General features: G+C 72.9%; 22 protein-coding genes and 2 pseudogenes. 15 read left to right on the top strand and 9 right to left on the bottom strand.

The annotated features are described in order from the left end of the window. Nucleotides 1-299: 299 nt before the first annotated feature. Nucleotides 300-566, bottom strand: a complete 267-nt coding sequence (locus tag AB0F98_RS31310) for a hypothetical protein (protein ID WP_357743042.1) — start codon at nt 564-566, stop codon at nt 300-302. A 107-nt stretch (nt 567-673) separates the two neighbouring features. Here AB0F98_RS31310 and AB0F98_RS31305 point away from each other — a divergent pair, with 107 nt between their 5' ends. The 5 genes from AB0F98_RS31305 to AB0F98_RS31285 all read left to right on the top strand — a co-directional run bounded on the left by AB0F98_RS31305 (nt 674) and on the right by AB0F98_RS31285 (nt 3,487). Continuing rightward, on the top strand, nt 674-1,432 hold the full coding sequence (locus AB0F98_RS31305) for a DNA-formamidopyrimidine glycosylase family protein (protein WP_357743040.1): 759 nt from the start codon (nt 674-676) through the stop codon (nt 1,430-1,432). A 222-nt stretch (nt 1,433-1,654) separates the two neighbouring features. Continuing rightward, nucleotides 1,655-1,993, top strand: a complete 339-nt coding sequence (locus AB0F98_RS31300) for a PadR family transcriptional regulator (protein WP_357743037.1) — start codon at nt 1,655-1,657, stop codon at nt 1,991-1,993. Further along, entirely contained in the window at nt 1,990-2,481 is a 492-nt protein-coding gene (locus tag AB0F98_RS31295; RefSeq protein WP_357743034.1) for an ATP-binding cassette domain-containing protein, read from the top strand. Before AB0F98_RS31300 ends, AB0F98_RS31295 begins: the two co-directional genes overlap by 4 nt. Then, a complete protein-coding gene (locus AB0F98_RS31290) occupies nt 2,454-2,807 on the top strand; it encodes an ATP-binding cassette domain-containing protein (RefSeq protein ID WP_357743031.1) in 354 nt (117 codons plus the stop codon). Before AB0F98_RS31295 ends, AB0F98_RS31290 begins: the two co-directional genes overlap by 28 nt. Beyond that, complete coding sequence (locus AB0F98_RS31285; protein WP_357743028.1) at nt 2,804-3,487, top strand: hypothetical protein; 684 nt, start codon at nt 2,804-2,806, stop codon at nt 3,485-3,487. Before AB0F98_RS31290 ends, AB0F98_RS31285 begins: the two co-directional genes overlap by 4 nt. A 6-nt stretch (nt 3,488-3,493) precedes the next feature. On the opposite strand, the gene AB0F98_RS31280 is transcribed toward AB0F98_RS31285, so the two are convergent. The 7 genes and pseudogenes from AB0F98_RS31280 to AB0F98_RS31250 form a co-directional block, all read right to left on the bottom strand. After that, nucleotides 3,494-4,717: a DUF6596 domain-containing protein gene (locus tag AB0F98_RS31280; protein ID WP_357743025.1), complete on the bottom strand. Its 1,224-nt coding sequence runs from the start codon at nt 4,715-4,717 to the stop codon at nt 3,494-3,496. A 3-nt stretch (nt 4,718-4,720) separates the two neighbouring features. After that, nucleotides 4,721-5,056 carry a YciI family protein gene (locus AB0F98_RS31275; protein ID WP_357743022.1) on the bottom strand — a complete coding sequence of 112 codons (336 nt, stop codon included), beginning with the start codon at nt 5,054-5,056 and terminating at the stop codon, nt 4,721-4,723. An 86-nt stretch (nt 5,057-5,142) separates the two neighbouring features. Beyond that, nucleotides 5,143-5,727: a hydrolase gene (locus AB0F98_RS31270; RefSeq protein ID WP_357743019.1), complete on the bottom strand. Its 585-nt coding sequence runs from the start codon at nt 5,725-5,727 to the stop codon at nt 5,143-5,145. Nucleotides 5,728-5,799: 72 nt separating this feature from the next. Continuing rightward, on the bottom strand, nt 5,800-7,203 hold the full coding sequence (locus AB0F98_RS31265) for an MFS transporter (RefSeq protein WP_357743016.1): 1,404 nt from the start codon (nt 7,201-7,203) through the stop codon (nt 5,800-5,802). Continuing rightward, entirely contained in the window at nt 7,200-7,643 is a 444-nt protein-coding gene (locus AB0F98_RS31260; protein ID WP_357743013.1) for a MarR family transcriptional regulator, read from the bottom strand. The genes AB0F98_RS31265 and AB0F98_RS31260 overlap by 4 nt, the downstream gene beginning before the upstream one ends. Before the next feature lie 75 nt (nt 7,644-7,718). Continuing rightward, nucleotides 7,719-9,224: pseudogene (locus tag AB0F98_RS31255) on the bottom strand (sulfatase-like hydrolase/transferase); the annotation flags it as partial. A 272-nt stretch (nt 9,225-9,496) separates the two neighbouring features. After that, a pseudogene (locus AB0F98_RS31250) lies at nt 9,497-10,162 on the bottom strand (CDP-alcohol phosphatidyltransferase family protein); the annotation flags it as partial. A 115-nt stretch (nt 10,163-10,277) separates the two neighbouring features. Here AB0F98_RS31250 and AB0F98_RS31245 point away from each other — a divergent pair. The 8 genes from AB0F98_RS31245 to AB0F98_RS31210 all read left to right on the top strand — a co-directional run bounded on the left by AB0F98_RS31245 (nt 10,278) and on the right by AB0F98_RS31210 (nt 17,099). Further along, nucleotides 10,278-11,258 (top strand): zinc-binding alcohol dehydrogenase, encoded by a 981-nt coding sequence (locus AB0F98_RS31245; RefSeq protein WP_357743010.1) that lies wholly within the window; start codon nt 10,278-10,280, stop codon nt 11,256-11,258. A gap of 4 nt (nt 11,259-11,262) precedes the next feature. After that, complete coding sequence (locus AB0F98_RS31240; protein ID WP_357743007.1) at nt 11,263-11,661, top strand: 6-carboxytetrahydropterin synthase; 399 nt, start codon at nt 11,263-11,265, stop codon at nt 11,659-11,661. Between the two features lie 217 nt (nt 11,662-11,878). Next, on the top strand, nt 11,879-12,955 hold the full coding sequence (locus tag AB0F98_RS31235; RefSeq protein WP_357743005.1) for a glycosyltransferase family 4 protein: 1,077 nt from the start codon (nt 11,879-11,881) through the stop codon (nt 12,953-12,955). Continuing rightward, the gene (locus AB0F98_RS31230; RefSeq protein WP_357743002.1) at nt 12,952-13,821 is read left to right on the top strand and encodes an SAM-dependent methyltransferase; all 870 of its coding nucleotides are present in this window, start codon (nt 12,952-12,954) and stop codon (nt 13,819-13,821) included. The genes AB0F98_RS31235 and AB0F98_RS31230 overlap by 4 nt, the downstream gene beginning before the upstream one ends. Nucleotides 13,822-13,885: 64 nt before the next feature. After that, nucleotides 13,886-14,848 carry a lysylphosphatidylglycerol synthase domain-containing protein gene (locus AB0F98_RS31225; protein ID WP_357742999.1) on the top strand — a complete coding sequence of 321 codons (963 nt, stop codon included), beginning with the start codon at nt 13,886-13,888 and terminating at the stop codon, nt 14,846-14,848. Nucleotides 14,849-14,907: 59 nt separating this feature from the next. After that, entirely contained in the window at nt 14,908-15,561 is a 654-nt protein-coding gene (gene ribA / locus AB0F98_RS31220; protein ID WP_357742997.1) for a GTP cyclohydrolase II, read from the top strand. Beyond that, nucleotides 15,558-16,256, top strand: coding sequence for a dihydrofolate reductase family protein (locus AB0F98_RS31215; RefSeq protein WP_357742994.1), 699 nt, complete (start codon nt 15,558-15,560; stop codon nt 16,254-16,256). The genes ribA and AB0F98_RS31215 overlap by 4 nt, the downstream gene beginning before the upstream one ends. A 228-nt stretch (nt 16,257-16,484) precedes the next feature. Next, on the top strand, nt 16,485-17,099 hold the full coding sequence (locus AB0F98_RS31210; protein ID WP_357742991.1) for a VOC family protein: 615 nt from the start codon (nt 16,485-16,487) through the stop codon (nt 17,097-17,099). A 135-nt stretch (nt 17,100-17,234) separates the two neighbouring features. On the opposite strand, the gene AB0F98_RS31205 is transcribed toward AB0F98_RS31210, so the two are convergent. Then, on the bottom strand, nt 17,235-17,597 hold the full coding sequence (locus AB0F98_RS31205; RefSeq protein ID WP_357742988.1) for a hypothetical protein: 363 nt from the start codon (nt 17,595-17,597) through the stop codon (nt 17,235-17,237). Nucleotides 17,598-17,699: 102 nt separating this feature from the next. Between AB0F98_RS31205 and sigJ the strand changes: the two genes are divergently transcribed. Further along, nucleotides 17,700-18,608 (top strand): RNA polymerase sigma factor SigJ, encoded by a 909-nt coding sequence (sigJ, locus tag AB0F98_RS31200; RefSeq protein ID WP_357742985.1) that lies wholly within the window; start codon nt 17,700-17,702, stop codon nt 18,606-18,608. A 410-nt stretch (nt 18,609-19,018) separates the two neighbouring features. Next, complete coding sequence (locus AB0F98_RS31195) at nt 19,019-24,637, top strand: GH92 family glycosyl hydrolase (protein ID WP_357742982.1); 5,619 nt, start codon at nt 19,019-19,021, stop codon at nt 24,635-24,637. Nucleotides 24,638-24,769: the final 132 nt, after the last annotated feature.

The following is a 24,769-nucleotide window of genomic DNA, read 5'->3' as shown; positions in this document are numbered from 1 at the left end:
CAGGTGTCGGCCTACCCGGACGCCTACGCCCAGTGGGAGCAGCAGGCCGCCGACCTCGTCGGCCAGTACTGGAACAGCTGACAACCACACAGCACACGAGCGTGAACCGCTGGCCGGCACCCCGAGAGGGTGCCGGCCGGCGGCGTCTTCGCATACAAGCCGCGCCACGTGCGGGCGGCGCACACACAGGGCGGGGCCCGGCGGCGCACACACAGGGCGGGCCCGAGTTGAGCCAGCAACGTCGGCGTCTCCGATCACGACCCGCGCCGCTCTCGCCATCCGTCCGGGGGTGGTGCGCCCTAGTCCCGGTGGTCCTCGTCGGCCGGGATGATCGACTCGCGTTGCTCCAGCACGTCCGCCGGGTTGGCGTCCTCGGGTAGGTAGGTGAGCGAATCCTGCTCACCGGCCGGCGGCGCGCCCTGCTCGGCGACGTCGGCCTCGGTGACCTCCAGAGGTGGCGTGGTGGGGGTGACGTCCTGCTCCGAGTCGTCCACCACCGTCTGCCGCTGCTCCAAGGCGTCCGCCTCGGGTGCTTCGCTCAGCGGGTCGTCCGCGTTGACGGTCATCTCGTATCCCCTCCAGCCGGGCCTTCTTCCCCTTTACTTCCCCGATCGTGCGCCGGAAACCCGGGCACCGGGGGTGAAACGGAACCGGAGCCGGGTACGCGCCGGCCATGCCCGAGGGTCACCTGATCCACCGGTACGCGCGTGAGCAGCACGCTGCCCTCGCCGGAACCGTGCCGACCCTCACCAGCCCGCAGGGCCGTTTCGACCCGGGCCCGTACGTGGGGTGCACGCTCCAGGCGGTCGAGGCGTACGGCAAGCACCTGCTGTACCACTTCGACGACCGCCCGGCCCTGCACGTGCACCTCGGCATGCGTGGACTGTGGCTGCGCTACGACGACCCCACCGTCACGCCCCGCAAGGGGGTGCGGCTGCGGATCGCCACCGACGCGGTCGCGTACGACCTGATCGCGCCGATCCGGTGCGAGCCGTTACCGGGCGACAGCGAGCGGGCCCTGCGGGCCTCGCTGGGCCCGGATCCGCTGCGGGCCGACGCCGACGCCGACGAGGCGGTGCGCCGGCTGGCCACGGCCGGGGGCGCGGTCGGCGCGGCCGTGCTCGACCAGTCGCTCTGGGCGGGCATCGGCAACGCCTGGCGCGCCGAGCTGCTCTTCCTCGCCGGTCTCGACCCCGACGCCCGCCGGATCGGCGCGCCGGCCGCCCGCCGGCTCTGGGAACTCGCGGCGGAGTACCTGGCGCTCGGGCGGGACGCCGGTCAGGTGGTCAGTGACCCGACCGCGCCGGACGAGCGGTGGGTCTACAAGCGCGCCGAGTGCCGCCGGTGCGGCGCCCCGGTGCGCCGCTGGGAGCTGGGCGCTCGCACCGCCTACGCCTGCCCGGTCGACCAGCCGGCCGCGCCGCCGGGCTGACCTCGGCGGCCGCACCGCGTTCTCGTCGGCGACGATCCCGCCTCGCACACCGTCGTCGCGTCGGCCCCGGCGAGTGGGAGGCGACCGCTCCGCCGTGCCGAACACCTACCCGGCGCCGGAAGCTAGCTGGTTGCGCAAGCTAGCTTGCACCGCTATCGTCCGGCACATGATCTCAGGAGCGGCGTCCGCCGTCGTCCGCGCGGCGCGGCGGTAGCGGCCGGGATGGACCAGGAGAGACGGGCGCAGTGGTTGCGCGGGGTGCTCGACCTCTGTGTGCTCGCGCTGGTCAGCCGAGGGGAGTCCTACGGCTACGAGCTGTCCCAGGCGTTGCGGGCCCACGGGCTCGGCATTGTGCAGGGCGGCACCCTCTACCCGGTGCTGCTGCGGTTGCAGCGTTCCGGCCTGCTCACCGCGCACTGGCGGGAGGGGCGGACCGGCCCGGCCCGCAAGTACTACCGGATCAGCCCGGCCGGCAGCGCTGCGCTGCGCGCGGCCACCACCGACTGGAACGCCTTCGCCCTGAGCGTCGGCGCGATACTGAGCGAGGAGCCGCAGCGGTGAACCACGACGCCTGGCTCGCCGCCCTCACCGGCGAACTGCGCCGGCACGGGGTGGGGCCCGACCTGACCGGACACGTGGTCGCCGAGGCGGCCACCCATCTGGCCGAGAGCGGGGAGCCTCCGCTGCGGGTGTTCGGCCCGCCGGAGGCGTACGCGCGGGCGGTCGCCGACAGCCTCGGCGGGCCCGACCAGCGTCCGCCCCGGCGGCGGCCCGGCCCGGTGCGGCTCGCCGCGCGGGGCGTGACCAAGCGCTACCGGGGCCGGACCGTCCTCGACCGGGTTGACCTCACCGTACGGGCGGGGGAGATCGCCGCGGTCGTCGGCGCCAACGGGGCCGGTAAGAGCACCTTCCTGCGGATCTGTGCCGGCCTGCTGAGCCCGGACTCGGGCACCGTGCGCATCGACGCTACTGCCCCCAGGACGGCGGTACCGCCGAGTTCCTCGACCCGGACGAGCACTTCGTGCTGGTCGGCGCGGGGCGGGGGCTGAGCCGCCGCACGGCCCGCCGGGACGGCCGGGCGAAAGCCGCCGCCCTGGACTGGAGCCCACCGGCCGGTACGCAGGCACGGCACCTCTCCGGTGGCACCCGCCAGAAACTGAACCTGGTGCTGGCCGGACTGGGTGAGCCGGACGTGCTGCTGCTCGACGAGCCGTACCAGGGCTTCGACCGGGGCACCTACCTCGACTTCTGGCACGAGGTGTGGCGCTGGCGCGACGCCGGCAAGGCGATCGTGGTCGTCACCCACCTGCTCAACCAGCTCGACCGGGTCGACATCGTGCTCGACCTGACCGCCTCCCGGGAGCGCGTCGCATGACCAAGATTCTGGTGGTGGCCGAGTCCGCGTTGCGTGAGCTGCTGCGCCGCCGATCGGTGCTGGTCATCCTGCTGCTGTTGCCGCTGGCCTTCTACCTCAGCCGCCGGGGCGACCATCTCGGTCAGTCGATCCGCTTCGTCTGCCTCGGCCTCGGTTGGGCGCTGAGCACCGCGGCCCTGTTCGCCGGCAGCGCGGCGCGCGGCATCGAACCCCGGTTGCGGCTCTCCGGCTACCGCAGCGCCCACCTGGTGTTCGGGCGGCTGCTCGCGCTCTGGACGGTCGGGGTGCTGCTCTCCGTGCCGTACTTCGTGCTCATCGTCGTCGACCAGCACGACGTCCGGTACGGCGCGATCGCCCTGATCATGGCGCTGACCGTGGTCGTGGCCGCACCGTTCGGGTTGCTGCTGAGCGCCGTGCTGCCGCGTGAGCTGGAGGGCACGCTGGTGCTGCTCACGGTGGTGGGGCTGCAGATGGTGATGGACCCGGCGGACGGCGTGACCCGGGCACTGCCGTTCTGGTTCAGCCGGGAGATCGGCACGTACGCCATCGACCACACCGACGGTGGTTACCTGACGCGCGGGCTGACCCAGGGGATCGCGTTCGCGGCCGTCCTCACGCTGCTGGTCGCGGTCGCCGCCGCCGTCCGGCTACGCCAGCGCCGGCACCTGCGGTTCGCGTAGGCGATGTCACGGCCGGCCGAGTGCCAGCTCGTCGGCCCGGTCGGTGAGCGCCCGGCGCTCCGCCGGTCCGTCGCTCATCGCGGCGGCGGCCCGGAAGAGGGCAGCCGCCCGCGCCCGATCGCCCTGGCGGGCCGTCAGCTCCGCCTCGACGGCGAGCGCCGGCGGGTAGCCGTCCAGCGCGCCGCGGGCCTGTGCCTCCGACAGCAGAGCCAGGCCGGCCGCCGGTCCGTACGCGTAGCCGTGCGCCACGGCGCGGTTGAGCCGTACGACCGGCGTGGGTTGCCTCTCGGCGAGTCGGTCGTACCATCCGGCGATGGCCGTCCAGTCCGTCTCCGCGCTGCTCCGGGACGTCGCGTGGCAGGCCGCGATGTGCGCCTGGACGGCGTACGGGCCGTCATGTCCGGCCCGGGACAGCGCGTCGAGACCCTCGGTGACGGCAGCGTGATCCCAGCGGGAGCGATCCTGCCGGTCGAGGGTGAGCAGATTGCCCTCGGCGTCGCGGCGCGCCGCGCGGCGAGAGTGCTGGAACAGGAAGAGCGCGAGCAGGCCGGAGACCTCCGGCTGGCCGGGCAGCAACCGCTCGACCAGCCGAGCCAGTCGGATCGCCTCGTCGGCGAACGCCGGCTCGCCGTCGGCGTCGTAGCCCCGGGTGAAGAGCAGGTAGAGCACGGCCAGCACTCCGGGTAGCCGCTCGACCAGCGCCCGCCCGGCCGGCACCCGGTAGGGGATGCCGGCCTGGGCGATCTTTGCCTTGGCCCGGGTCAGCCTGCGGGTCATCGTCGGCTCGGCGACCAGGAAGGCCCGCGCGATGTCGGCGGTGGCCACCCCGCAGACGGTACGCAGGGTGAGTGCGACCCGCGCCTCCATCGCCAGTGCCGGGTGGCAGCAGGTGAAGATGAGGCGCAGCCGGTCGTCCACCACATCCTCCTCACCGTTGCCCGGCGGCGTGGTTGCCCGCTCGGCGAGCCGCGCCAGTTCGCTCAGCTTGCGGCGTTCGACGTCGGCGCGGCGCAGCACGTCGACGGCCCGGTTCCGGGCGACTGTCATCAGCCAGCCGCCCGGATTCGCGGGCACACCGTCCCGGGGCCAGCGCTCGACCGCCAGCGCCAGCGCATCCTGGGCGCAGTCCTCGGCGAGCGTCCAGTCGCCGGTGACCCGGATCAGCGCGGCCACGATCCGCGCGAACGACTCCTGGCTCGCCGCAGCGACCGCCCGGGAGGTGTCCGACACGGATCAGGCGTTCGGGTCGAAGAAGGGGCGCAGCTCGATCCGGCCCTCGTACGCCATCGGATGGCTACGGGCCACGTCGATCGCCTCGTCCAGGTCGGCGCACTCCAGCAGGTCGAACCCCACGATCACCTCCCTGGTCTCAGCGAACGGGCCGTCGCTGAGCAGCAGCTCACCTCGCCGGACGCGGACCGTGGTGGCCGCGGTCGGCGGGGCGAGCCGCTCGCCCATCAGCCGTTGCCCGTTCGCGTCGCGTTCGGCCACCCACTTCTCGACGTCCGGTGCCGCGGTCGGGTCGGCGTCCGGCTCGTTGTCGGTGCAGACGAACATCAGATACTTCATCGTTCACTCCTCGGTGGGGTTTCTTCACCAGAGTGACGAACGGGCCGGCCCGTTCCGGACAACGTCCGGACGAAAATCTTCGGCGATCAGCCGTGGGTACGTCGCAGCAGCTCGATGATCTCGGTGGTGGTGCCGGTCTCGCCGAGCCGGGGGAAGATCCGCTCGACGCTGTTGCGGTGCCCCTCGGCGTCGAGGTCGGTCATCGCGTCGGTGGCGAGGGTGACGTGGTAGCCGTGCTCGTGCGCGGCGCGGGCCGTCGACTCCACGCCGATGCTGGTGGCGATGCCGCCGAGCACGATCTGGGTCACGCCCCGGCGGCGCAGCTGCAGGTCGAGGTCGGTGCCGTAGAAGGCACCCCAGTTCCGCTTGGTGACCACGATGTCGCCCGGGTGGCCACCGAGCTCGTCGACGAGCACGTCCCAGCCCTCGGGGCGGCTGCCGCCGGCCGGCCCACCATCGGTGCGGCCCGGGGCAGCGTCCGCGCCGTCCGGGGCGGTCGTGACGCGGACCAGCACCACGGGAGCGCCGTGTGCGCGGAAGGCGTCGGCCAGCTGCACACCGCGCGCGACGATCTCCGCCGCCGGGTAGGGGGCGGTGGGCGCGGCGACGATGCCGCGCTGAAGGTCGATGAGAACGAGCGCGGTACGCGGGTCGAGAGCGGTGAGTGCCATCAGGTGTTCCTTTCGGTTCGGTGCCTGAACCGGTCCGGTGGCCGGGCTCCGCCGGACCCGGGCCGGCGTGGATCAGGCTGGTGCCGTCGAATCGGCAGGTGCGCCGATCCGCCGCAGCGAGCGGTCCACCAGGACCACGAGCAGCAGCAGCACGGCGCTGGCGAGCATCACGAGCGCCAACTCGTGCAGCCCGGCGGTGTCGGCGCCGGGCCCGAAGGTCGCCGCGCTGGCGGCGGCGGCCACCATCGCGCCGAGGTAGGTGAAGGTGCGCAGCAGCCCAGCCGAGGATCCGATCCGGGCCGGGTCGGCCTGGTGGTAGAGGGCGTTCTGGTTGGCCAGACCGAGCAGCCCCTGCGGTACGCCGGCCAGCACCGCGACGGCGACCAGCAGCCAGGTGCCGCTGCTGGGACTCACCGCGAGCAGCAGGCCGCAGGCGGCGAGCTGCGTGCCGGCGCCGAACAACAGCTTGCCGCGTACCCCGCGTCGGCGGCCGGTCAACGCCGAGACCCCGATCGCGGTGAGGAACAGCGGCAGCAGGATGAGGCCCGCCGTCGAGGCGGACAACCCCCGCCCCTGCTCCAGCCACTGGGTGTAGCCGTAGAGCCAGGCGTACGAGACGGTGAAGGTGAGCAGGTTGCGGGCGTACGTGGCAATCAGCGGCAGGTTGCCGCCCAACACCCGCAGGTCCAGGAACGGGTCGGCGGTGCGCAGTTCGCGTACGACCAGCCCGGCGCCGGCGGCCACGGCGACCGGAAGCAGCCAGAGGTACTCCGCGCGGGGGTTCATCAGGAGCAGCAGCACCGCGCTCAGCAGCCCGGCGAACAGCGTCATGCCCGGCAGGTCCAGCCCGCTGCCCGGCGAGGTGGCGGTGGTCCTCGGCATCCGCAGCGCGCCGAGGATCAGGCAGGCCGCCGACAGTGGGATGTTGACCGCGAAGATGCTGTGCCAACCGCCGAGCCCGATCAGCAGCCCACCGAGGGTGGGTCCGACCGCGGAGACGGTCTGCGCGGAGATCGCCAGCGCGGTGAGTACGCCGCCCGGGTTGTCCTGCCCGGTGCGCCGCGACTCGTGCCGCAGCAGGGACATGGCGGCCGGGTAGCCGGCGCAGGTGCCGATCCCGAGCAGCACCCGGGCGGCCACCAGGACCCCCAACGACGGTGCGACGGTGCCGAGCACTCCGGCGATGCCGGTCAGCGCCGTGCCGACGAGGTAGAGCCGGCGCGGTCCGTACCTGTCGACGAGCCGCCCGACGACGGGCTGCCCGACCGCGGTGGCGAGGTAGAGCGCCGAGACCAGCCAGGCGGTGCGCGACGGGGGTGCGCCGAACGCGGCCCCGATCGGGATCAGCGCCACGGCGATCATCGACGAGTTGATCGGATTGAGCACCGCGCCGAGGATCATCGGCGCGATGAGGCGGCGGTCGAAACCGGCGGGACGGCGTGCGGTGGCCCTCGCCGGGGTGGCGCGGGTGGTCACGACCCGGTCAGGCGGTCGAGCAGGGCCAGCGCCTCGACGATGGTCTGGCGCTCGGCGGCGGTGTACCGCTCCTGGAGGGCGCGCGCCAGCCACTCCTCGCGGGCCTGCCGGTCGCCTGCCACGCGGGCCTGTCCGGCGGGCGTCAGCGAGACGAGTTGCCGCCGGCCGTCGGTGGGGTCGGGCCTACGGTCGATGAGCCCCTGCTCGGTCAGCGGGGCGAGGATCGCCGCCATCGACTGCGGCCGGACCCGCTCGGCGGCGGCCAGGTCGCTCGCGGACGCCGGTCCGCTCGTCGCGAGGCGGCTCAGCACGGCGACCTGCGAAGGGGTCAGCCCGTTGCGGTCGGCGACCTCCCGCAGTTGGCGACGGAGCCGGCTGAACACCACCCGAAGCTCGTGCGCGGCGCGCACGGCATCGCTGGAGATCTCCGGTCTGGTCACCGGTCAACGGTAGAACCGTCAGCTTCAACTGAACAGTTCAGGCTGAAGACTGTGAGGCGCGGAACAGCGGATCCGTCAGCCTCCGGGGTGCGCGGCGGCCGCGCCCGGCGCCGGCCCGAACGCGGTGAGGAAACGGTCGCGGAAGTCGTCCATCGGCCAGACCGGGGCAGCCGGCCCCGGGCGCAGGCCGTCCTGCCAGCCCCAGTCCGAGATCCGGTCGAACACAGCCGGGTCCCGGGCGACGATCGTGACCGGCACGTCCCGGCTCGCGTCCGGCCCGGTCACCACAGGCGCCGGCTGGTGATCACCGAGGAACACCAGCACCAGGTCGTCGTCGCCGTACGTCTCGACGTACGAGACCAACGTGTCCAGCGAGTACGCGATCGCCCGCCGGTAGCCGGCCCGTGCCGCGTCCGGTGGGCTCTCCACCCGGTTCGAGGCCTGCGCGAAGACCGAGCCGTCGCCGACGTCGTCCCAGCCGATGAGCCGGGGCACCGCCGTCCAGGGCGAGTGGCTGGAGATCAGCGGGATCTCCGCCATCACTGGTGGCCGGTCCGTCCCGGCGCGCTCGGCGCGCTGGAACTGCGCCAGGGTGTACTGGTCGGGCATGGGGGCGTACGCGAACTTCGTGCCGCGGTAGTCCAGCCCGGCCGAGTCGTAGTAGCGGTCGTAGCCGAAGAAGGACCCCTCGGGCCAGGGCTGGGTGGTCGCGGGCATCACCCCGACCGTCCGCCAACCGGCCCGCCGGAACGCGCCGTTGAGGGTGAGCCGGTCGCTGGCGAGCAATGCCCGATGGCGCTGCTCGTTGTCGGTCCAGAGACCGGACAGCAGCGTGTCGTGCGCCAGCCAGCTGCCGCCACCCGCGGTGGGCGAGGTGAGGAAGCCGCTGCGCGCGGCGTACCCCTGCGCCCGTAGCCGGCCGTACCCGGCGTCGAGCACCGGGTCGACCTCCGACGCGAGACCCGGATCCTCGATCGCGCTGCGCCCGTAGCTCTCCACGAACGTGAGGACCACGTCCTTGCCCCGCAGGCCGGTGAGCAACTGGTCGCCGGGGACGTCCCGGAACCGGTCGGCGGTGATCTCGCCGGCGAAGGCGCCCCGGTCGCGCAGCCGCTCCCGTACCTGCGCCACGTGCGCCCCCACCAGGGTGCTCGTGCCGGAGTCGGCCACCGGCACGCCGAACGCGGCGCACGCCACCCACGCCACGGTCAGTGCGGCGACCGTCCGGGTGGCGGCGCGGTCGTGCCTCGCCACCACTCGGGCCACCCGCTTCACCGCGAACGTCAGGGAGACCAGCAGAGCGGCGGCGAGCAGCGCCACACCGACCGCGGCACCGACGGCGCTCGCCCGGCCCGCCGCGTCCCGCACGAACCCGTACGCGTCGTCCAGCAGCGCCCAGTCCAGCACCAGATCGAACGGCCGGGCCAGCGTCGCGTAGAAGCCGAGGTCGGCGACCTTCAGCACGGCCAGCACGCCCAGCACCGGTCCGGCCACCAGCGCGGCCACCCGCCGCCCGCGCGGCGGCAGGGCGAGCAGCAGGGCGAGGCCGAGCAGCCCTTCCAGCGGGATGCGCAGGACCGCGCCGGCGGTGACCCGGTCGGCGGGGTCCGGCGCGACCAGCACCGCGAAGACCAGCAGGCCGGCGAGCCCGGTCAGCGCGCCGGAGGCGACCCGCCGCCATCGCGGCCGGGTGCCGGCGCCGTCGTGCGGGTCCGCCCCGGCGGAGGTGCGTTCCGTGACCGACCGCGACGGCATCACAGCCTCCACCCGTCGGCGCGGGACCCGGCCAGCGCCGGCGTTCGGGCCGACGGGTCGTCCGGGCGTGGCTGCGCGGGCAGCGGCGGGCGCGGGCCGGGACGCAGCGGGCGGTGCCGCCACAACCAGATCACGTCCCGGCCGAACGACTCGACGAGCAGGGCCAGTGCCACCACGATCAGCAGCGTCGTCGGCCTTCCCGGCAACACGCCGGCCGCGGTCAGCACGATGCCCTGGGCGGCCGCGACCACCTTGCGCCAGTGCCGCGGCGGCAGCGTCCCCCGCAGCCACGGCAGCGCCCAGCCGGCGGCGACGAACGCGTACCGCATCCCGCCGACGGCGAGCACCCACAGCCCGGCGTACGGGGCGACGTGCACGCTGAGCACGAGCAGCAGGAACGAGTCGACCTCCATGTCGAAGCGTGCCCCGAGCGCGCTGGCGGTACCGGTGCGGCGGGCCACCCGGCCGTCCACGGCGTCCAGCAGCAGCGCCACGGCGGTGAGGACCGCCAGCAGCCCGACCGGCGCGGGCCCGCCGATCGTGTCCACGACCAGCGCCGTCACCGCGCCGACCAGCACCGATCGGGTGAGCGTGACCCGGTCGGCCGGGCCCAGCCGCTCGGTCCCGGCGTGACGCATCGCCCGGGTGAGCGCGACGCAGCTCACGACCCCGTAACCAGCGCCGGCCAGCCAGCCGAGGTTGCCCAGCCCGACCGTCGCGGCCAGCGTGGTGAGCAGGACGATCTGGGCGATCAAGCCGACCATGGGACCAGTTCGAACCGTTCGCACCGTGCCTCCGTGTTTATGATCGACGCCCCTGCCAGGGGACACGGAATTGGTGGCCGTTCGGTTCGACCGGCCGCGCAGTGAGGAGCAGCCGATGACCCGTGAGGCCCACGCTTTCTGGCTCGGTACGCCCGGGCGCGGCGAGATCCGCCCGGTGCGGTTGCCCGATCCCGGCCCGGACGAGGTGTTGGTGCGTACCCGTTGCTCCGGGGTGAGCCGGGGCACCGAGACGCTGGTCTTCGCCGGTCGGGTGCCGGCCGACCAGTACGCCGTGATGCGTGCCCCGTTCCAGGAGGGCGAGTTCCCGGCGCCGGTGAAGTACGGCTACCTCAACGTCGGCGTCGTCGATCAGGGCCCGGCCGACCTGCTGGGCCGCACGGTGTTCTGCCTGTACCCGCACCAGACCGCGTACGTGGTACCGGCCTCGGCGGTGGTCCCGGTGCCCGACCGGGTGCCGCCCGGGCGCGCGGTGCTGGCCGGCACGGTGGAGACCGCGGTGAACGCGCTCTGGGACGCCCCGCCGCTGGTCGGCGACCGGGTCACCGTGGTGGGCGCCGGCATGGTCGGCTGCTGCGTGGCGGCCCTGCTCGCCCGCTTCCCCGGCGTGCGGGTCGAACTCGTCGACACCGATCCCGGCCGGGCGGCCGTCGCCGAGGCGCTCGGCGTCAACTTCGTGGCACCGCAGCGGGCGAGCGGCGGACGGGACCTCGTGGTCCACGCCAGCGCCACCGCGGCCGGTCTGCAACGTTCGCTGGAGCTGCTCCGGCCCGAAGGTACGGTCGTCGAGCTGAGCTGGTACGGCGACCGTCCCGTGCAGTTGTCGCTCGGCGGGGTCTTTCACAGCGGACGGTTGACCGTCCGGGGCAGTCAGGTGGGCATGGTCGCGCCGGCCCGGCGGGGGAGCCGCTCGTACGCCGACCGGCTGGCGCTCGCCCTGGACCTGTTGGCCGACCCGGTGTTCGATGCCCTGATCACCGGCACCTCCCGTTTCGCCGAGCTACCGGACGTGCTGGGACGCTTGACCTCGGGCGAGTTGCCGGCCCTCTGCCATCTGATCACCTACGACGAGGAGTGATTCCGTGTTCAGTGTGACCGTGCGTGATCACATCATGATCGCCCACAGCTTCCGCGGGGAGGTCTTCGGGCCCGCGCAGCGCCTGCACGGCGCGACGTTCGTGGTGGACGCGACGTTCCGCCGCGCCGAGCTGGACGAGGACGGCATCGTGGTGGACATCGGCCTGGCCACCGAGCAGCTCAAGTCGGTCCTCGGCGAGCTCACCTACCGCAACCTGGACGACGAGCCGGCCTTCGCCGGGGTGAACACGACCACCGAGGTGCTCGCCCGGACGATCGCCGACCGGCTCGTCGAGCGGGTGCACGCCGGCCGGCTCGGTGCGGGCGCACGCCACCTGACCGGCATCACCGTCACCCTGCACGAGTCGCACGTGGCGTGGGCCACCTACGAGCGAGATCTGTGAGCGCGAGGAGTGAGCTTGCGAGCCCCGCAGTCGCGAACGGAAGGCGGTGTGGTGAGCGCGAGGAGTGAGCTTGCGAGCCCCGCAGTCGCGAACGGAAGGCGGTGTGGTGAGCGCGAGGAGTGAGCTTGCGAGCCCCGCGGTCGCGAACGGAAGGCGGTGCGGTGAGCGCGAGGAGTGAGCTTGCGAGCCCCGCGGTCGCGAACGTCTGGTCGGCGCTGTGAGGACCTGGCAGGCCACCGCCGGGGGAGGCACCAGGGGCGCCGGCGAGGTGCACGTCGTGCTGCCGAACGACATCGACGACCCGGGCTCGCCGAGCGGTGGCAACCACTACGACCGGCGGGTCTGCCGGGGCTTGGCCGAGCAGGGCTGGACGGTACGCGAACACGCGGTGGCCGGGCAGTGGCCCCGGCCGGACCGGTCTGCTCGGGCGGTGCTCGCCGGGGTGCTCGCGGCGCTGCCGGACGGGGCGGTCGTCCTGGTCGACGGCCTGGTGGCCTCGGCGACGCCCGACGTGCTGGCGCCGCACGCCGACCGGCTGCGTCTGGTCGTCCTGCTGCACATGCCGCTGGACGACGAGACCGAGGCGCGGGCTCTCGCCTCGGCGCGGGCGGTGGTGGCGACCAGCAGCTGGACGCGGGACCGGCTGCTCGACCGGTACGACCTGCCTGCCGACCGGGTGCACGTGGCCGAGCCCGGCGTTGATCCGGCGCCGCCGGCCATCGGCAGTGGCAGCGGTGGTGCGCTGCTCTGCGTCGCCGCGGTCACCGCCACGAAGGGGCACGACGTGCTGGCCCGGGCGCTGGCGCAGGTCGCCGACCTGCCGTGGACGTGCGTCTGCGTGGGTGCGCTCACCCGGGATCCCGGGTTCGTCGCCGACCTGCGGGCGCAGCTGACCGTAACCGGGCTCACCGGCCGGGTGCAGCTGGCCGGTCCGTGGACAGGGACCCGCCTCGACGCCGCGTACGCCGTCGCGGATCTGCTCGTGCTCCCGTCCCGCGCGGAGACGTACGGCATGGTGGTCACCGAGGCGCTGGCCCGCGGTGTCCCGGTACTGGGCACCGTGGTGGGCGGTCTGCCCGCGACTCTGGGCCGGGCGCCCGGCGGTGAGCTGCCGGGCCTGCTGGTCCCGCCGGACGACCCGGCGGCGCTGGCGGCCGCGCTGCGTCGCTGGCTGAGCGATGCCGGTCTGCGTGGCCGGCTCGGCCGCGCGGCACGGGACCGGCGGGACACGCTCACCGGCTGGCCGGTGACGGCGTCGAAGCTCGCGACGGTGTTGACCGGGGTGACCGGGTGAGCACCGACGTGCTGCTGCCCTTCCCGGCGTGGCTCGGGCTGCGGGAGGCCGCCGACTCGGTGGCCCGCGTGACCGAGCTGGTCGACGTGGTCCGCGAGCGGCTGCCGACCCGGCCCCTGATGATCCACGACCTGGGCAGCGGCACCGGCTCGGTGCTGCGCTGGCTCGCCCCGCGCCTGCCCGGTCCGCAGCACTGGACCCTGTACGACCGCGACCCGGGTCTGCTGGCCCTGGCCGTCACCGGTGCGGCCGCCGCCGTCGAGCCGGCCACCGCCGGCGCGGCTGCGCTGGCCACAGCCGGGCCGGTCCAGGTCACCGCCGCCGACGGCAGCCCGGTCACCGTGACGACCCGGTGTGCCGACCTGACCCGGCTCACCGCCGCCGACCTCGCGGCAGCCGACCTGGTCACCGCCTCCGCGCTGCTCGACATGCTCACCGCCGACGAGATCGAGCAGGTGGTCACCGCCTGCGCCGGTCGCCCGACCCTCTTCATGATCTCGGTCGTCGGCCGGGTGCGGCTCACCCCGGCGGACCCGCTCGACACGGAGATCGCCGAGGCGTTCAACGACCACCAGCGCCGCCGTGTCGGCGACCGGCGGCTGCTCGGGCCGGACGCGGTGGCCGCCACCATCGAGGCGTTCACCCGGCACGGCGTACCCGTCCGGACCCGGCCCAGCCCGTGGCGGCTCGGCGCGGAGCACGCGGAGCTGACCGCCGAGTGGTTCCGTGGCTGGCTCGCGGCGGCCTGCGAGCAGCGCCCCGACCTGGCGGACCGGTCGGCCGGGTACGCCCGACGCCGGCTCGCCGAGGCCGCCGCCGGCCGGCTCGCCGTGGTGGTCGAGCACGAGGACGTGCTCGCCGGCTGAACCGTTCGGGCCCGCCGCCCGTGCCTCTCAGAGAGGACGATCTTTCGATGGGAGGTCGGCGCGGATGTTCTGGTCGTGGGTGCGGGCGCTCGGCGGGATCGGGCTGCTCGGCGTACTGGTGTGGCAGGTGGGCAGCGGCCCGTTCCTCGACGGCCTGGCCCTGATCGACGGCCCGGCGCTGGCGTTGGCTCTCGCGATCGGCGCGGTCACCACGGTCTGCGGCGCGTGGCGGTGGAGCCTGGTCGCCGACGGGCTGGGCGTACGGCTGCCGCTGCGCACCGCCGTGGCCCACTGCTACCGGGCGGTGTTCCTCAACGCGACGCTGCCCGGCGGGGTGCTCGGCGACGTGCACCGGGCGGTGCGGCACGGACGGGACGCGGGGGACGTCGGACGCGCCGTACGTGCCGTGGTGTGGGAGCGCAGCGCCGGTCAGGTCGTCCAGGTGGTCCTCGCGCTGGTGCTGCTCGCCGCCTTCCCGTCGCCGGCGCGGCCGTACCTGCCGGTGGCGGTCGCGCTGCTGGTGGTCGGCGCGCTCGCCGTGGCGCTGGCGGCCCGGGTGGTGCCTCGCGCCGGCCGGTCCCGTTGGGCGAGGGCGGCGGGCGCGGTGGCCGGCGACGTACGGGCGGTACTGCGCGCCCGGCGCACCCGGCTGGGCGTGCTGCTCTCCTCCGCGGTCATGGTCGCGGGACACCTGGCGACGTTCCTGCTCGCGGCGCGTACCGCGGGGGCCACCGCGCCGCTGTCCCGGCTGCTGCCGCTGACGCTGCTCGCGCTGCTGGCGATGGGGTTGCCGTTGAACGTCGCCGGTTTCGGACCCCGGGAGGGAGTCGCCGCGTGGGCCTTCGGCGCGGCCGGCCTGACCGCCGCCCAGGGGGTGGCGACCGCGACGGTGTACGGGGCCCTGGTACTGGTCGCGAGCCTGCCGGGCGCCGCGGTGCTGCTCCGTCGGCGGATGCGTGAGCCGCTCGCGCTCGGCCGGCGGATCCCGCCGCTCTTGGGACGGCGGGAAGCTCCGCAGCGTGGTTGAGTGTTGAAAGGGTGCCGGTAGGCGCGGCCGGGCGGGCCGCGCCGGACGTAAGGAGCCACATGTCGGAAGCACTCCCTGTCGCGACGATCCGCACCCAGGTCACCGTGCCGCTGCGGTTTCCGGACGGCTACGCCACCAGCGCCCGCGTCTTCACCTTCAAAGGGCTGGTCGACGGTCGGGAACACCTGGCGTTCGGGCTGGGCGACTGGGCGGGAGCGCTCGACCGGTACGCCGCCGGCGGGCCGGCGCCGCTGGTGCGCCCGCACAGCGAGTGCCTGACCGGGGACGTGTTCGGCAGCCAACGCTGTGACTGCGGCCCCCAGCTGCGCGAGTCGGTCGAGCGGATCGCCGAGGCCGGCGGTTTTCTGCTCTACCTGCGTCAGGAGGGCCGGGGGATCGGGCTGTACGCGAAGCTCGACGCGTACGCGTTGCAGGACGCCGGGCTGGACACGTACGAGGCGAATGTGGCGCTGGGCCACGGCGAGGACGAGCGTGACTACAGCGCGGCCGCACAGATGCTCGCCACTCTCGGGGTCCCGGCCATCGTGTTGCTGAGCAGCAACCCGGAGAAGGCCCTCCAACTCGACCGGCTGGGCGTGACGGTGACCGAGCGGGTGCCGACCGGGCTGTACCTCTCCCCGGCCAACGCCGACTACCTCGCGGCGAAGGCCAGCCGCGCCGCGCGCACCCCCGACCTCCCGGCCGTCCGGTGACGGCCGGGCCGGTCCGGCCGTACGTGCTGCTGAGCTGCGCGGCCTCCATCGACGGCTACATCGACGACGCCACCGACCAGCGACTGCTGCTCTCCAACGAGGACGACTTCGACCGGATCGACGAGGTACGGGCCGGCTGCGACGCCATCCTCGTCGGCGCGGGCACGGTCCGGCGCGACGACCCGCGGCTGCTGGTCCGCTCGGCGAGGCGGCGGGAGGAGCGGGTGGCGACCGGACAGCCCGCCACGCCGGTCAAGGTGACCATCACGGCCAGCGGGGACCTGGACCCGACCGCCCGCTTCTTCACGGCGGGGGAGACCGAGCGGCTCGTCTTCTGCGCCTCCGGCGCGCTGGAGAAGACCCGGGAACGGATCGGTCGGCTGGCCATCGTGCTCGACGGTGGCGAGCCGCTGGATTTCGCGGCGATGCTCACCGACCTGGCCGCCCGGGGCGTACGCCGGTTGATGGTCGAGGGCGGCGGCAGCGTGCACGCGCAGTTCCTCGCGGCCGGGCTCGTGGACGAGTTGCACCTGGTCGTCGCGCCGTTCTTCGTCGGCGACTGCCGGGCGCCGCGGTTCGTGTCCGACGGCCGGTACCCCTGGCATCCGGGTCGTCGTGCCGCCGTGGCGGAGGTCCGCCAGATCGGGGACGTGGTGCTGGTCCGCTACGCCCTTTCCGACCGGTGCCCGTGCTGATCGGCCGCGTTCCGGCCGAGGGGTTGCGATGCGGGGAACGGGGCCTCCCGCACCTGCGGACGCAGTAGGTTGTAACCGAGTCCCCGCCTCGTCGGTGGCTGTCGCAGCGACACCCGGCGGGCGGATCCCGGCGCGTGGTTCACGAGGCCAGGCGGCCGATCGGGACCTCCACCGACATGATTCCGCAGGAGTGCGCAAGGTGCGGTGACCGAGCCAGGGAGGCCAACGATGCCGGGTGCCCGGAACAGCGCGGCGAGCATCGAGAACGTGGACATGAAGCTCGAGGTCGTGATCCTGCCGGTCACGGATGTGGACCGGGCGAAGGAGTTCTACGGCCGCCTCGGGTGGCGGCTCGACCAGACTCCGGCCGGCATCGTCCAGTTGACGCCGCACGGCTCGGGGTGCTCGGTCCAGTTCGGCCCGGGCCTCAACCCGGCGGCACCCGGTTCCGCCGTGAACTACCTGGTCGTCTCGGACCTCGAAGCGGCCCGAAGTGCCCTGATCGGCGCCGGGGTGGACGTCGGCGAGATCGTCCACATGACTCCGCAGGGGCCGGTCAGCGGCCCGGATCCCGAAGGCCGTAGCTACTTCTCCCGCGCCACCTTCGAGGATCCGGACGGCAACACCTGGCTGGTGCAGGAGATCACGACCCGGCTTCCGGGGCGGGTCGAGGCCGAGGGGACGTCGTTCGCCTCCGCGAGCGACCTGGCGAGCGCGTTGCGTCGCGCGGAGGCCGCCCACGGCGAGCACGAGAAGCGCACCGGTAAGACGGACCCGGACTGGCCCGGCTGGTACGCGCGGTACATGGTGAGCGAGCAGGCGGGCACCGAACTGCCTCAGTGAGCTTCCGCGGCCGGGGCCGCAGGTGAGTCCACGCGTCAGCCCCGTTCACCGGCACCGAAGGTGATCGGGCCGCCCGGACGCGGCCCGATCCGCCAGACAGGCTCCGGCTGATCCCGGAGATGCCCCTGCCGGGCTTCAGCTGCGCACCAGTGCCAGGACGCTCAGCCCGAACATCAGGACGCCCAGGGGAAGATGTACCGACGGTACGTGCGCGATGCCGAGCACGACCTGGGCCGAGGCGAGGGCGAGGAAGCCGGACGCCTGCCAGACGGGCCGCGGTGAGCCGCCACCCGGCTTCCAGGCCAGCACCGCCGCCAGCAGGTACAGCATGGACGCGCCGTACATCACGCGGGCTCCGGCACTGTGCAGCGTCTCTCCGTAGGACGAGGTCAGCAGCAGGCCCGCGGAGACGGCTTGCGCGAAGATGGTCAGGGTCTGCACGACGACCGCGATCTGCAGAAATGAGAGGCGGTGCTCCGCCGTCGCCTGAGTTGCCATGCCACAGTCCTCTTTTCCGCCCGAAGGCGCCGGATCGATAAGGTCTCACCGGTCCGACGAGACGGGCCTGCGAAAGGTAAGGGCGAGGAGGCGGTCGGAGGCATGGCGACGGCCGGGACGAGCACCGATGAGGTGGCGGGCGAGCGGCGTCAACTGATCAATGTCGCCTATCGGTTGCTCGGTTCACTTGCCGAGTCCGAGGACGCCGTGCACGAGGCCTACGCGCGCTGGTACGCGCTGCCACGAAGCCGGCAGGACGAGATCGTAAACACCGGCGCCTGGCTGACGACGGTGACCTGCCGCATCTGCCTGGACGTGCTCGGTTCGGCGCGGGTCCGGCGTGAACGCTATGTCGGCGCGTGGTTGCCCGATCCGCTGCCCGATCAGGCCGAGTGGGACCACGGCCGGGGCGTCGACCCCGCCGACCAGATAGTCCTGGACGAATCGGTGGCCATGGCCCTACTTGTCGTGCTGGAGTCGGTGACACCCGCCGAGCGGGTGGCGTTCGTCCTGCACGACGTCTTCCGGTACCCGTTCGCCGAGATCGCCGAGATCGTCGGCCGGACCCCTGCGGCCTGCAAGCAGCTTGCGGCCTCCGCCCGGCGGAGGGTGCGCCTCGCGCGGGCGCCACTGCCGGCGGCCGGGCGGATCGACGCGGTGCGGCAGGTCAAACAGGCCTGGGAGGCCAGGGACATCGCGGCCCTCGTCGAGCTTCTCGACCCGTCCGCCGTGATGACCGCCGACGGCGGCGGCTTGGTCGGCACCGTCCTGCGCCCGATCGAGGGCCGCACGCGCATCGCCCAGTACCTGGTCGCCATCGCCGACAAGGCTCCGGGACTCGAACTCCTGTTGCGCTCGGTCAACGGTGTGCCGGGCCTGGTGGCCCAGCGTGCCGGCGCCGTGATGACCGTAGCCGCGCTCGACGTGGTCGACGGTCGCGTCACCCGGATCTGGGCGGTCCGCAATCCGGAGAAGCTGCGACCGTGGATGCGTGACGGCCAGCTGTACTGACCGGGGCCGGGCCGGAAACGACCCCGGAGCGGTCCGGTGGGCCCGCCGACAGCGGCCCGACCACGAGTCCGATGTTGCGGTTTGATCAACTCGTTGACACGACACCGCTCTGACCGGGACTATCAGCGACGGTTCGGTGGCCTGCCTCTCGTGGGCAGTGGGTCCACATGACAACGATGTCAGGCCGCGACTCCGGAGGAGAGCACATTGCCGAGATCGGCGGGCCACGCACCAGGGCGACGAGCATCCCGTCCGGCGGTGCCGTGACGGCTCGACGCCCACTCCGACGGACGGTTCAACCGGCCTGAGCAGGCAGCAACGCCTGCACCCCTGACGGACCGCGCTCGCGGTCCACTCCACCACCACGTTCGACGTACTCGACGCGAATCGAGTCGAAAGGCCCTACCTGCATGTCGTATCCCTCATTCGCGCGCCCCTCGTCGCGCCGACTGCTTGCCGCGGCAACCGCGGTGATGCTGCCGGTGGGACTGGTCCTGGGCGCGCCCCTCGCGAACGCCGCGGCCAGGACGGCGCCGCCCGGCAACTTCAGTTCCTCGTTCGAGTCGGCCGATCCACAACCCGCCACGAGCACCGTCGAGGTCGGCCAGGACGGCAAACCGGTCCAGGCCAACCTGAGCGGAACGACCGCCACCCTGCCCGGCAGCCTGCTCGGCAAGGTCGACTCGGTGACCGCGAGTGACGAGAACGCGCCGAACGAGGTCGCCGCGAACCTGAAGGACGAGGACTCGGCGACGAAGTGGTTGGCGTTCAGCCAGACCGGCTGGGTCACCTACCGGCTGACCGAGCCGGCCGCGGTGGTGCGCTACGCGCTGACCGCCGCCGACGACGAACCGGGCCGTGACCCGCGGGACTTCGTCATCCAGGGGTCGAACGACGGCAGCACCTGGACCGACCTGGACAAGCGGACCGGTGAGCGGTTCAGCGGGCGGTACGCCACGAAGTACTACAGCTTCGCCAACAAGACCGCCTACGGCTACTACCGCCTGAAGGTCACCGCGAACTCCGGTAACCCGCTGCTGCAACTCGCGGGCTGGAGCATCAGCGACGGTTCGAACACCCGGCCGCCGACGACCACGATGGTCAGTAGTGTCGGCGCCGGCCCGACCGGCGGCTACACCACCAAGCCCGGGGCCGGATTCACCGGCGTGGCCGCGCTGCGGTACGCGGGTGGCGCCGAGGCGGCCGGTCGTTCGTACGCGACGAACAAGCTGTTCGACGTGGACATCCCGGTCGGACCGAAGACCCGGCTCTCCTACAAGATCTTCCCTGAGTTCACCGACGGGAACAGCGAGTACCCGTCCACGTACACGGCCGTGGACCTGCACTTCACCGACGGCAGCTACCTGAGCCGCCTCTCGCCGGTCGACCAGCACGGCTACCCGCTGACCACGGCCGGGCAGAGCGCGTCCAAGGTGCTCTACGCCGACCAGTGGAACGCGGTGCAGTCCGACATCGGCGCGGTCGCGAACGGCAAGACCATCGACCGGATCCTGCTGGCCTACGACATCCCGAACGCCACCGACACGACCCGGTTCCGGGGCTGGCTCGACGACCTCGAGCTGACCGCCGCGCCGACCCCGATCGACGGCTCGCGGCTGACGAACTACGTCGACACCCGGCGCGGAACGAACTCGACAGGTGGTTTCTCGCGCGGCAACAACCTGCCGATCAGCGCGGTGCCGAACGGCTTCAACTTCCTCACCCCGGTCACCGACGCCGTGTCCGACTCGTGGCAGTACAACTACCACCGGTACAACAACGAGCAGAACCTGCCCGAGCTGCAGGGCCTCGGGATCTCGCACGAGCCCAGCCCGTGGATGGGTGACCGCAACCAGATGTCGGTCATGCCGGTCGCCGGCGACGGTCCCCTCACCGGGGAGCCCGCCCGCCGGGCGGTCGCGTTCCGCCACGAGGACGAGACGGCGCGGCCGGACTACTACCGGGTCGCCCTGCAGAACGGCCTGGTCGCGGAGATGGCACCCACCGACCACGCCGGTGTCATGCGGTTCACCTTCCCGTCCGGGCAGGCCACCGGAAGCCTCGTCTTCCACAACGGCACGTTCACCATCGGCACGGACGGCACGTTCACCGGCTGGGTCGACAACGGGAGCGGCTTCTCGGCCGGTCGCAGCCGGATGTTCGTGGCCGGCGCCTTCGACCGCGCGCCGACGGCGTCCGCCGCGACGTCCGCCACCTTCGACGTCTCCGCGAACCGTCAGGTGATGATGCGTATCGCGACGTCGTTCCTCTCGGTCGACCAGGCGCGTAAGAACCTCGACCTGGAGGTCACCGGGAAGAGCTTCGACCAGATCCACGCCGCCGCGACCGCCGCCTGGCAGGAGCGACTCGGCCGGATCGAGGTGCGGGACGCTACCGAGACGCAACTGGTGACGCTGTACTCGAACCTGTACCGGTTGAACCTGTACCCGAACTCGCAGTCGGAGAACACCGGCACCGCCGCCACTCCGCGCTGGCAGTACGCGAGCCCGGTGTCGGCGCCGACCGGCGCGTCGACCGCCACGCACACCGGTGCCAAGATCGTCGACGGGCAGATCTACGTCAACAACGGATTCTGGGACACCTACCGCACCGTGTGGCCCGCGTACGCGCTGCTGTACCCGGACGTCGCGGCGCGGATCGCCGACGGCTTCGTCCAGCAGTACCGTGACGGCGGCTGGATCGCCCGCTGGTCGTCGCCCGGCTACGCCGACCTGATGACCGGCACCAGCGCGAACGTGTCGCTGGCCCAGGCCTACCTCACCGGGGTCGAGCTGCCCGACCCGCTCGCCGCGTACGACGCCGCGGTCAAGGACGCCACCGTCGCGTCCGGACGCAACGCGGTCGGCCGCAAGGGCATCGAGACCTCGCTCTTCCTCGGCTACACCCCGACCTCCACCGGAGAGTCGGTGTCGTGGGCCCTGGAAGGCTTCATCAACGACTACGGCATCGGCAACATGGCCGCGGCCCTGGCGAAGGACCCGGCGACGCCGAAGTCGGAACGCAAGCGGCTCAAGGACGAGTCGGAGTACTTCCTGCAGCGGGCCCGCAACTACGTCCACCTGTTCGACCCGAAGACGAAGCTCTTCCAGGGCCGCGACGCCGCCGGCAACTTCCTCGTCAGCGACCCGCTGGACTGGGGCGGCGTCTACACCGAGACCAACGGGTGGAACTTCGCGTTCACCGCGCAGCAGGACGGCCGGGGGCTGGCCAACCTGCTCGGCGGGCCGAAGGCGTTGGAGCAGAAGCTCGACGAGTACTTCGCCACCACCGAGAACGCCGACCGCTACGGCGGGTACGGCGGCCTCATCCACGAGATGCTCGAGGCGCGGGCCGTGCGGATGGGTCAGCTCGGCATGAGCAACCAGCCGTCGCACCACATCCCGTACATGTACGACTTCGCCGGCGTGCCGGCCAAGACCCAGGCGATCGTCCGGGAGATCCTGCAGCGCCACTACGTGGGCAGCGAGATCGGCCAGGGCTACCTGGGTGACGAGGACAACGGCGAGATGTCGTCGTGGTACGTGCTCAGCTCGCTGGGCATCTACCCGCTGCAGGCCGGCTCGTCCCAGTGGGCCATCGGCTCTCCGCAGTTCACCCGGATGGTCGTGCACCGCGCCAACGGCGACCTCGTCGTCAACGCGCCGAACAACAGCACGAAGAACGTCTACGTGCAGGGCGTGAAGGTCAACGGCAAGAAGCAGCGCACGGTCTCCATCGACGCGTCCGCGTTCGCCAAGGGCGGCACCATCGACTTCCAGATGGGCCCCGACCCGTCGTCCTGGGGCAGCGGCAAGAACGACGCGCCGCCGTCGCTGACCAAGGGGAACGCGACGCCCGAACCGCTGCAGGACACCACCGGCCCGGGCCTCGGCACCGCGACCGCGACCGGCGGCCAGGACGCGTCGAAGCTGTTCGACGACTCGTCGATCACGCAGTTGACCTTCACCTCCGGCGCCCCGGAGATCAGCTGGGCGTTCCGCGGCGAGAAGCAGAAGCCCGCTTACTACACCCTCACCTCCGGCTCGGCCGAGGGTGACCCGGCGGACTGGCGCCTGCAGGGCTCCAACGACGGCATCACCTGGACCACCGTCGACTCCCGCAAGGGTGAGGTGTTCCGGTGGCGCAACCAGACCCGCCCCTTCAAGATCGACAAGCCGGGACGGTTCGCTCAGTTCCGCCTCGTCGTGACGAAGAGCGTGGGCGCCGCGCAGACGAACCTCGCCGAGGTCGAGCTGCTCGCCGGCGGTGACCTGGAGCTCGGCGGCGGCGACGTCGCGGTTACCGCCGCGGGCAGCGTCGACGCGCGGGCCGGCGTGCCCGTGTCCGTACCGCTGGCCACCGTCACCGGCGGCAACGCCGAGGGCTACCAGGTCACCATCGACTGGGGAGACGGCACGCCGGTCACCGACGGCACCCTCTCGCTCAGCTCGCGTGCCGTCTACGGCGTCAGCGGCTCGCACACCTACGCCACGCCCGGTTACCACCAGGCGAACGTCACCGTCACTGACGGTACCGGCCAGGGTTCCGCGACCGTCGGCGTCAACGTTTCCTACGCGCCGAGCGACGGCCTCGTCGCCGCCTTCGACACCGTCTGCATCGGTGACGAGGGCGTCCGCGCGGCGAACTGCGACGCCAAGCAGTGGGCGTACTCGCGGGCTGCCCTGACGGCGGCCGGCGTGACGCAGGGCAAGCGGCACGGGGTGCCGGGTACGTCGCTGCACTTCACCCTGCCGGCGATCCCGGCGGGGCAGGCCGACAACGCCAGCGGCAACGGGCGGACGATCGCGCTCGACCTGCCGGACGACGCCACGAGCATCTCGTTCATCGGCGCCGGCACGCAGGGCAGCCAGAGCACGACCGGCACGGCGACCTTCAGCGACGGCAGCACCGCCAGCATCCCGATCCAGATGAGCGACTGGACGCTGGGCGGCAACGCCAACGGCACGCCGTCCTACGGCAACGTGATCGTCGCCAAGACCGCGTACCGGTTGTACGGCACGAGCCGGGACGGCGCCCAGCCGTTCCTGTTCGCCACCGCGCCGTACCAGATCCCGGCGGGCAAGAAGCTCGTCTCGGTGACCCTGCCGGCGCAGACCGGCGACCCCGCCTCGGCGGGCCGGATCCACGTGTTCGCCATCGCCGACGACGGCACGTCGGAGGAGCTGGCGATCGCCGCTGCGAAGGACCAGACGGCCGACGCCGGCCAGGCCCTCTCGGCGAACCTCGGCTCGGTGAGCGGCGGCGTTCCCGACACGTCGGGCTATCACGCGCGCGTCCAGTGGGGTGACGGCACGGTTCCGGCCGACGTCACGATCGACGCGTCGGGTGCGATGAGCGGGCAGCACACCTACGCGCGGGAGGGCACCTACACGGTGCGCGTCACCGCGTGGGACACGCAGTCCAGCAGCACCGGGACCTTCACCGTGACCGTGGGACGTGGCGAGACCCAGCCGGCGATCGCCATGTCCACGTCCGCCACCGTCACCTCCGGCGACACCATCACCGTCAACGGCAGCGGGTTCGCCGCCGGTGAGCAGGTCACCGTGAGGCTCGGCACCAGTCCGGTGCGGACCATGAAGGTCACCGCCTCCGCGAAGGGAGCGGTGAAGGCCTCGATCGTGACGTCCGGCGACGCGCAGCCCGGCCGCTACTCCGTCACCGCGACCGGCGCGTCCTCGCACACGCCGGCGACGGCCACCGTCCAGGTGACCGAGCCGGCACAGGTCCGGACGTACCAGCCGCGGGCGGCGCTGTTGACCAGGTCGGGAGCGCCCGGCACCGCGGTCATGATCGACGGCTTCGGGTTCGCGCCGAACGAGGCGATCACGGTCCGCTTCGGAGACGGCCTCGCCACCAGCACGGTGCAGGCGAACGCCGACGGCGTCATCTCCGGCGCCACCGTCCGTGTTCCCGGCACGGCGAAGGCCGGCTCGACCAGCCTCACGCTGACCGGCGCCGACTCGGACAAGCGGATCACGCTGCCGTTCCGGGTCACCGGTTCGAACTGATCCGGAGGTAGTGCCAACCGCCGTGGGGGGGGCGGGGGGGACGGCCCCCCCCCCGGCCGTTTCGGCGGGCACGGCCCAGCCCCCGGGCGGGGGCGGGGGGGGGGCGGGGAAGGGGGGGAGGGGGGGGGCCCC

The sequence above is a fragment of the Micromonospora sp. NPDC023737 genome, assembly GCF_040639715.1.
In the GTDB taxonomy this organism is placed as follows: domain Bacteria; phylum Actinomycetota; class Actinomycetes; order Mycobacteriales; family Micromonosporaceae; genus Micromonospora.
Note: the sequence above shows the minus strand (reverse complement) of the source record. Positions and strands in the feature narration are given on the sequence as shown.

Coding starts and splice junctions, on each gene's coding strand:
- AB0F98_RS31310 (WP_357743042.1), bottom strand. CDS start 566: ATGACCGTCAACGCGGACGACCCGCTGAGCGAAGCACCCGAGGCGGAC.
- AB0F98_RS31305 (WP_357743040.1), top strand. CDS start 674: ATGCCCGAGGGTCACCTGATCCACCGGTACGCGCGTGAGCAGCACGCT.
- AB0F98_RS31300 (WP_357743037.1), top strand. CDS start 1,655: ATGGACCAGGAGAGACGGGCGCAGTGGTTGCGCGGGGTGCTCGACCTC.
- AB0F98_RS31285 (WP_357743028.1), top strand. CDS start 2,804: ATGACCAAGATTCTGGTGGTGGCCGAGTCCGCGTTGCGTGAGCTGCTG.
- AB0F98_RS31275 (WP_357743022.1), bottom strand. CDS start 5,056: ATGAAGTATCTGATGTTCGTCTGCACCGACAACGAGCCGGACGCCGAC.
- AB0F98_RS31270 (WP_357743019.1), bottom strand. CDS start 5,727: ATGGCACTCACCGCTCTCGACCCGCGTACCGCGCTCGTTCTCATCGAC.
- AB0F98_RS31245 (WP_357743010.1), top strand. CDS start 10,278: ATGACCCGTGAGGCCCACGCTTTCTGGCTCGGTACGCCCGGGCGCGGC.
- AB0F98_RS31225 (WP_357742999.1), top strand. CDS start 13,886: ATGTTCTGGTCGTGGGTGCGGGCGCTCGGCGGGATCGGGCTGCTCGGC.
- ribA (WP_357742997.1), top strand. CDS start 14,908: ATGTCGGAAGCACTCCCTGTCGCGACGATCCGCACCCAGGTCACCGTG.
- AB0F98_RS31210 (WP_357742991.1), top strand. CDS start 16,485: ATGCCGGGTGCCCGGAACAGCGCGGCGAGCATCGAGAACGTGGACATG.
- AB0F98_RS31205 (WP_357742988.1), bottom strand. CDS start 17,597: ATGGCAACTCAGGCGACGGCGGAGCACCGCCTCTCATTTCTGCAGATC.
- sigJ (WP_357742985.1), top strand. CDS start 17,700: ATGGCGACGGCCGGGACGAGCACCGATGAGGTGGCGGGCGAGCGGCGT.
- AB0F98_RS31195 (WP_357742982.1), top strand. CDS start 19,019: ATGTCGTATCCCTCATTCGCGCGCCCCTCGTCGCGCCGACTGCTTGCC.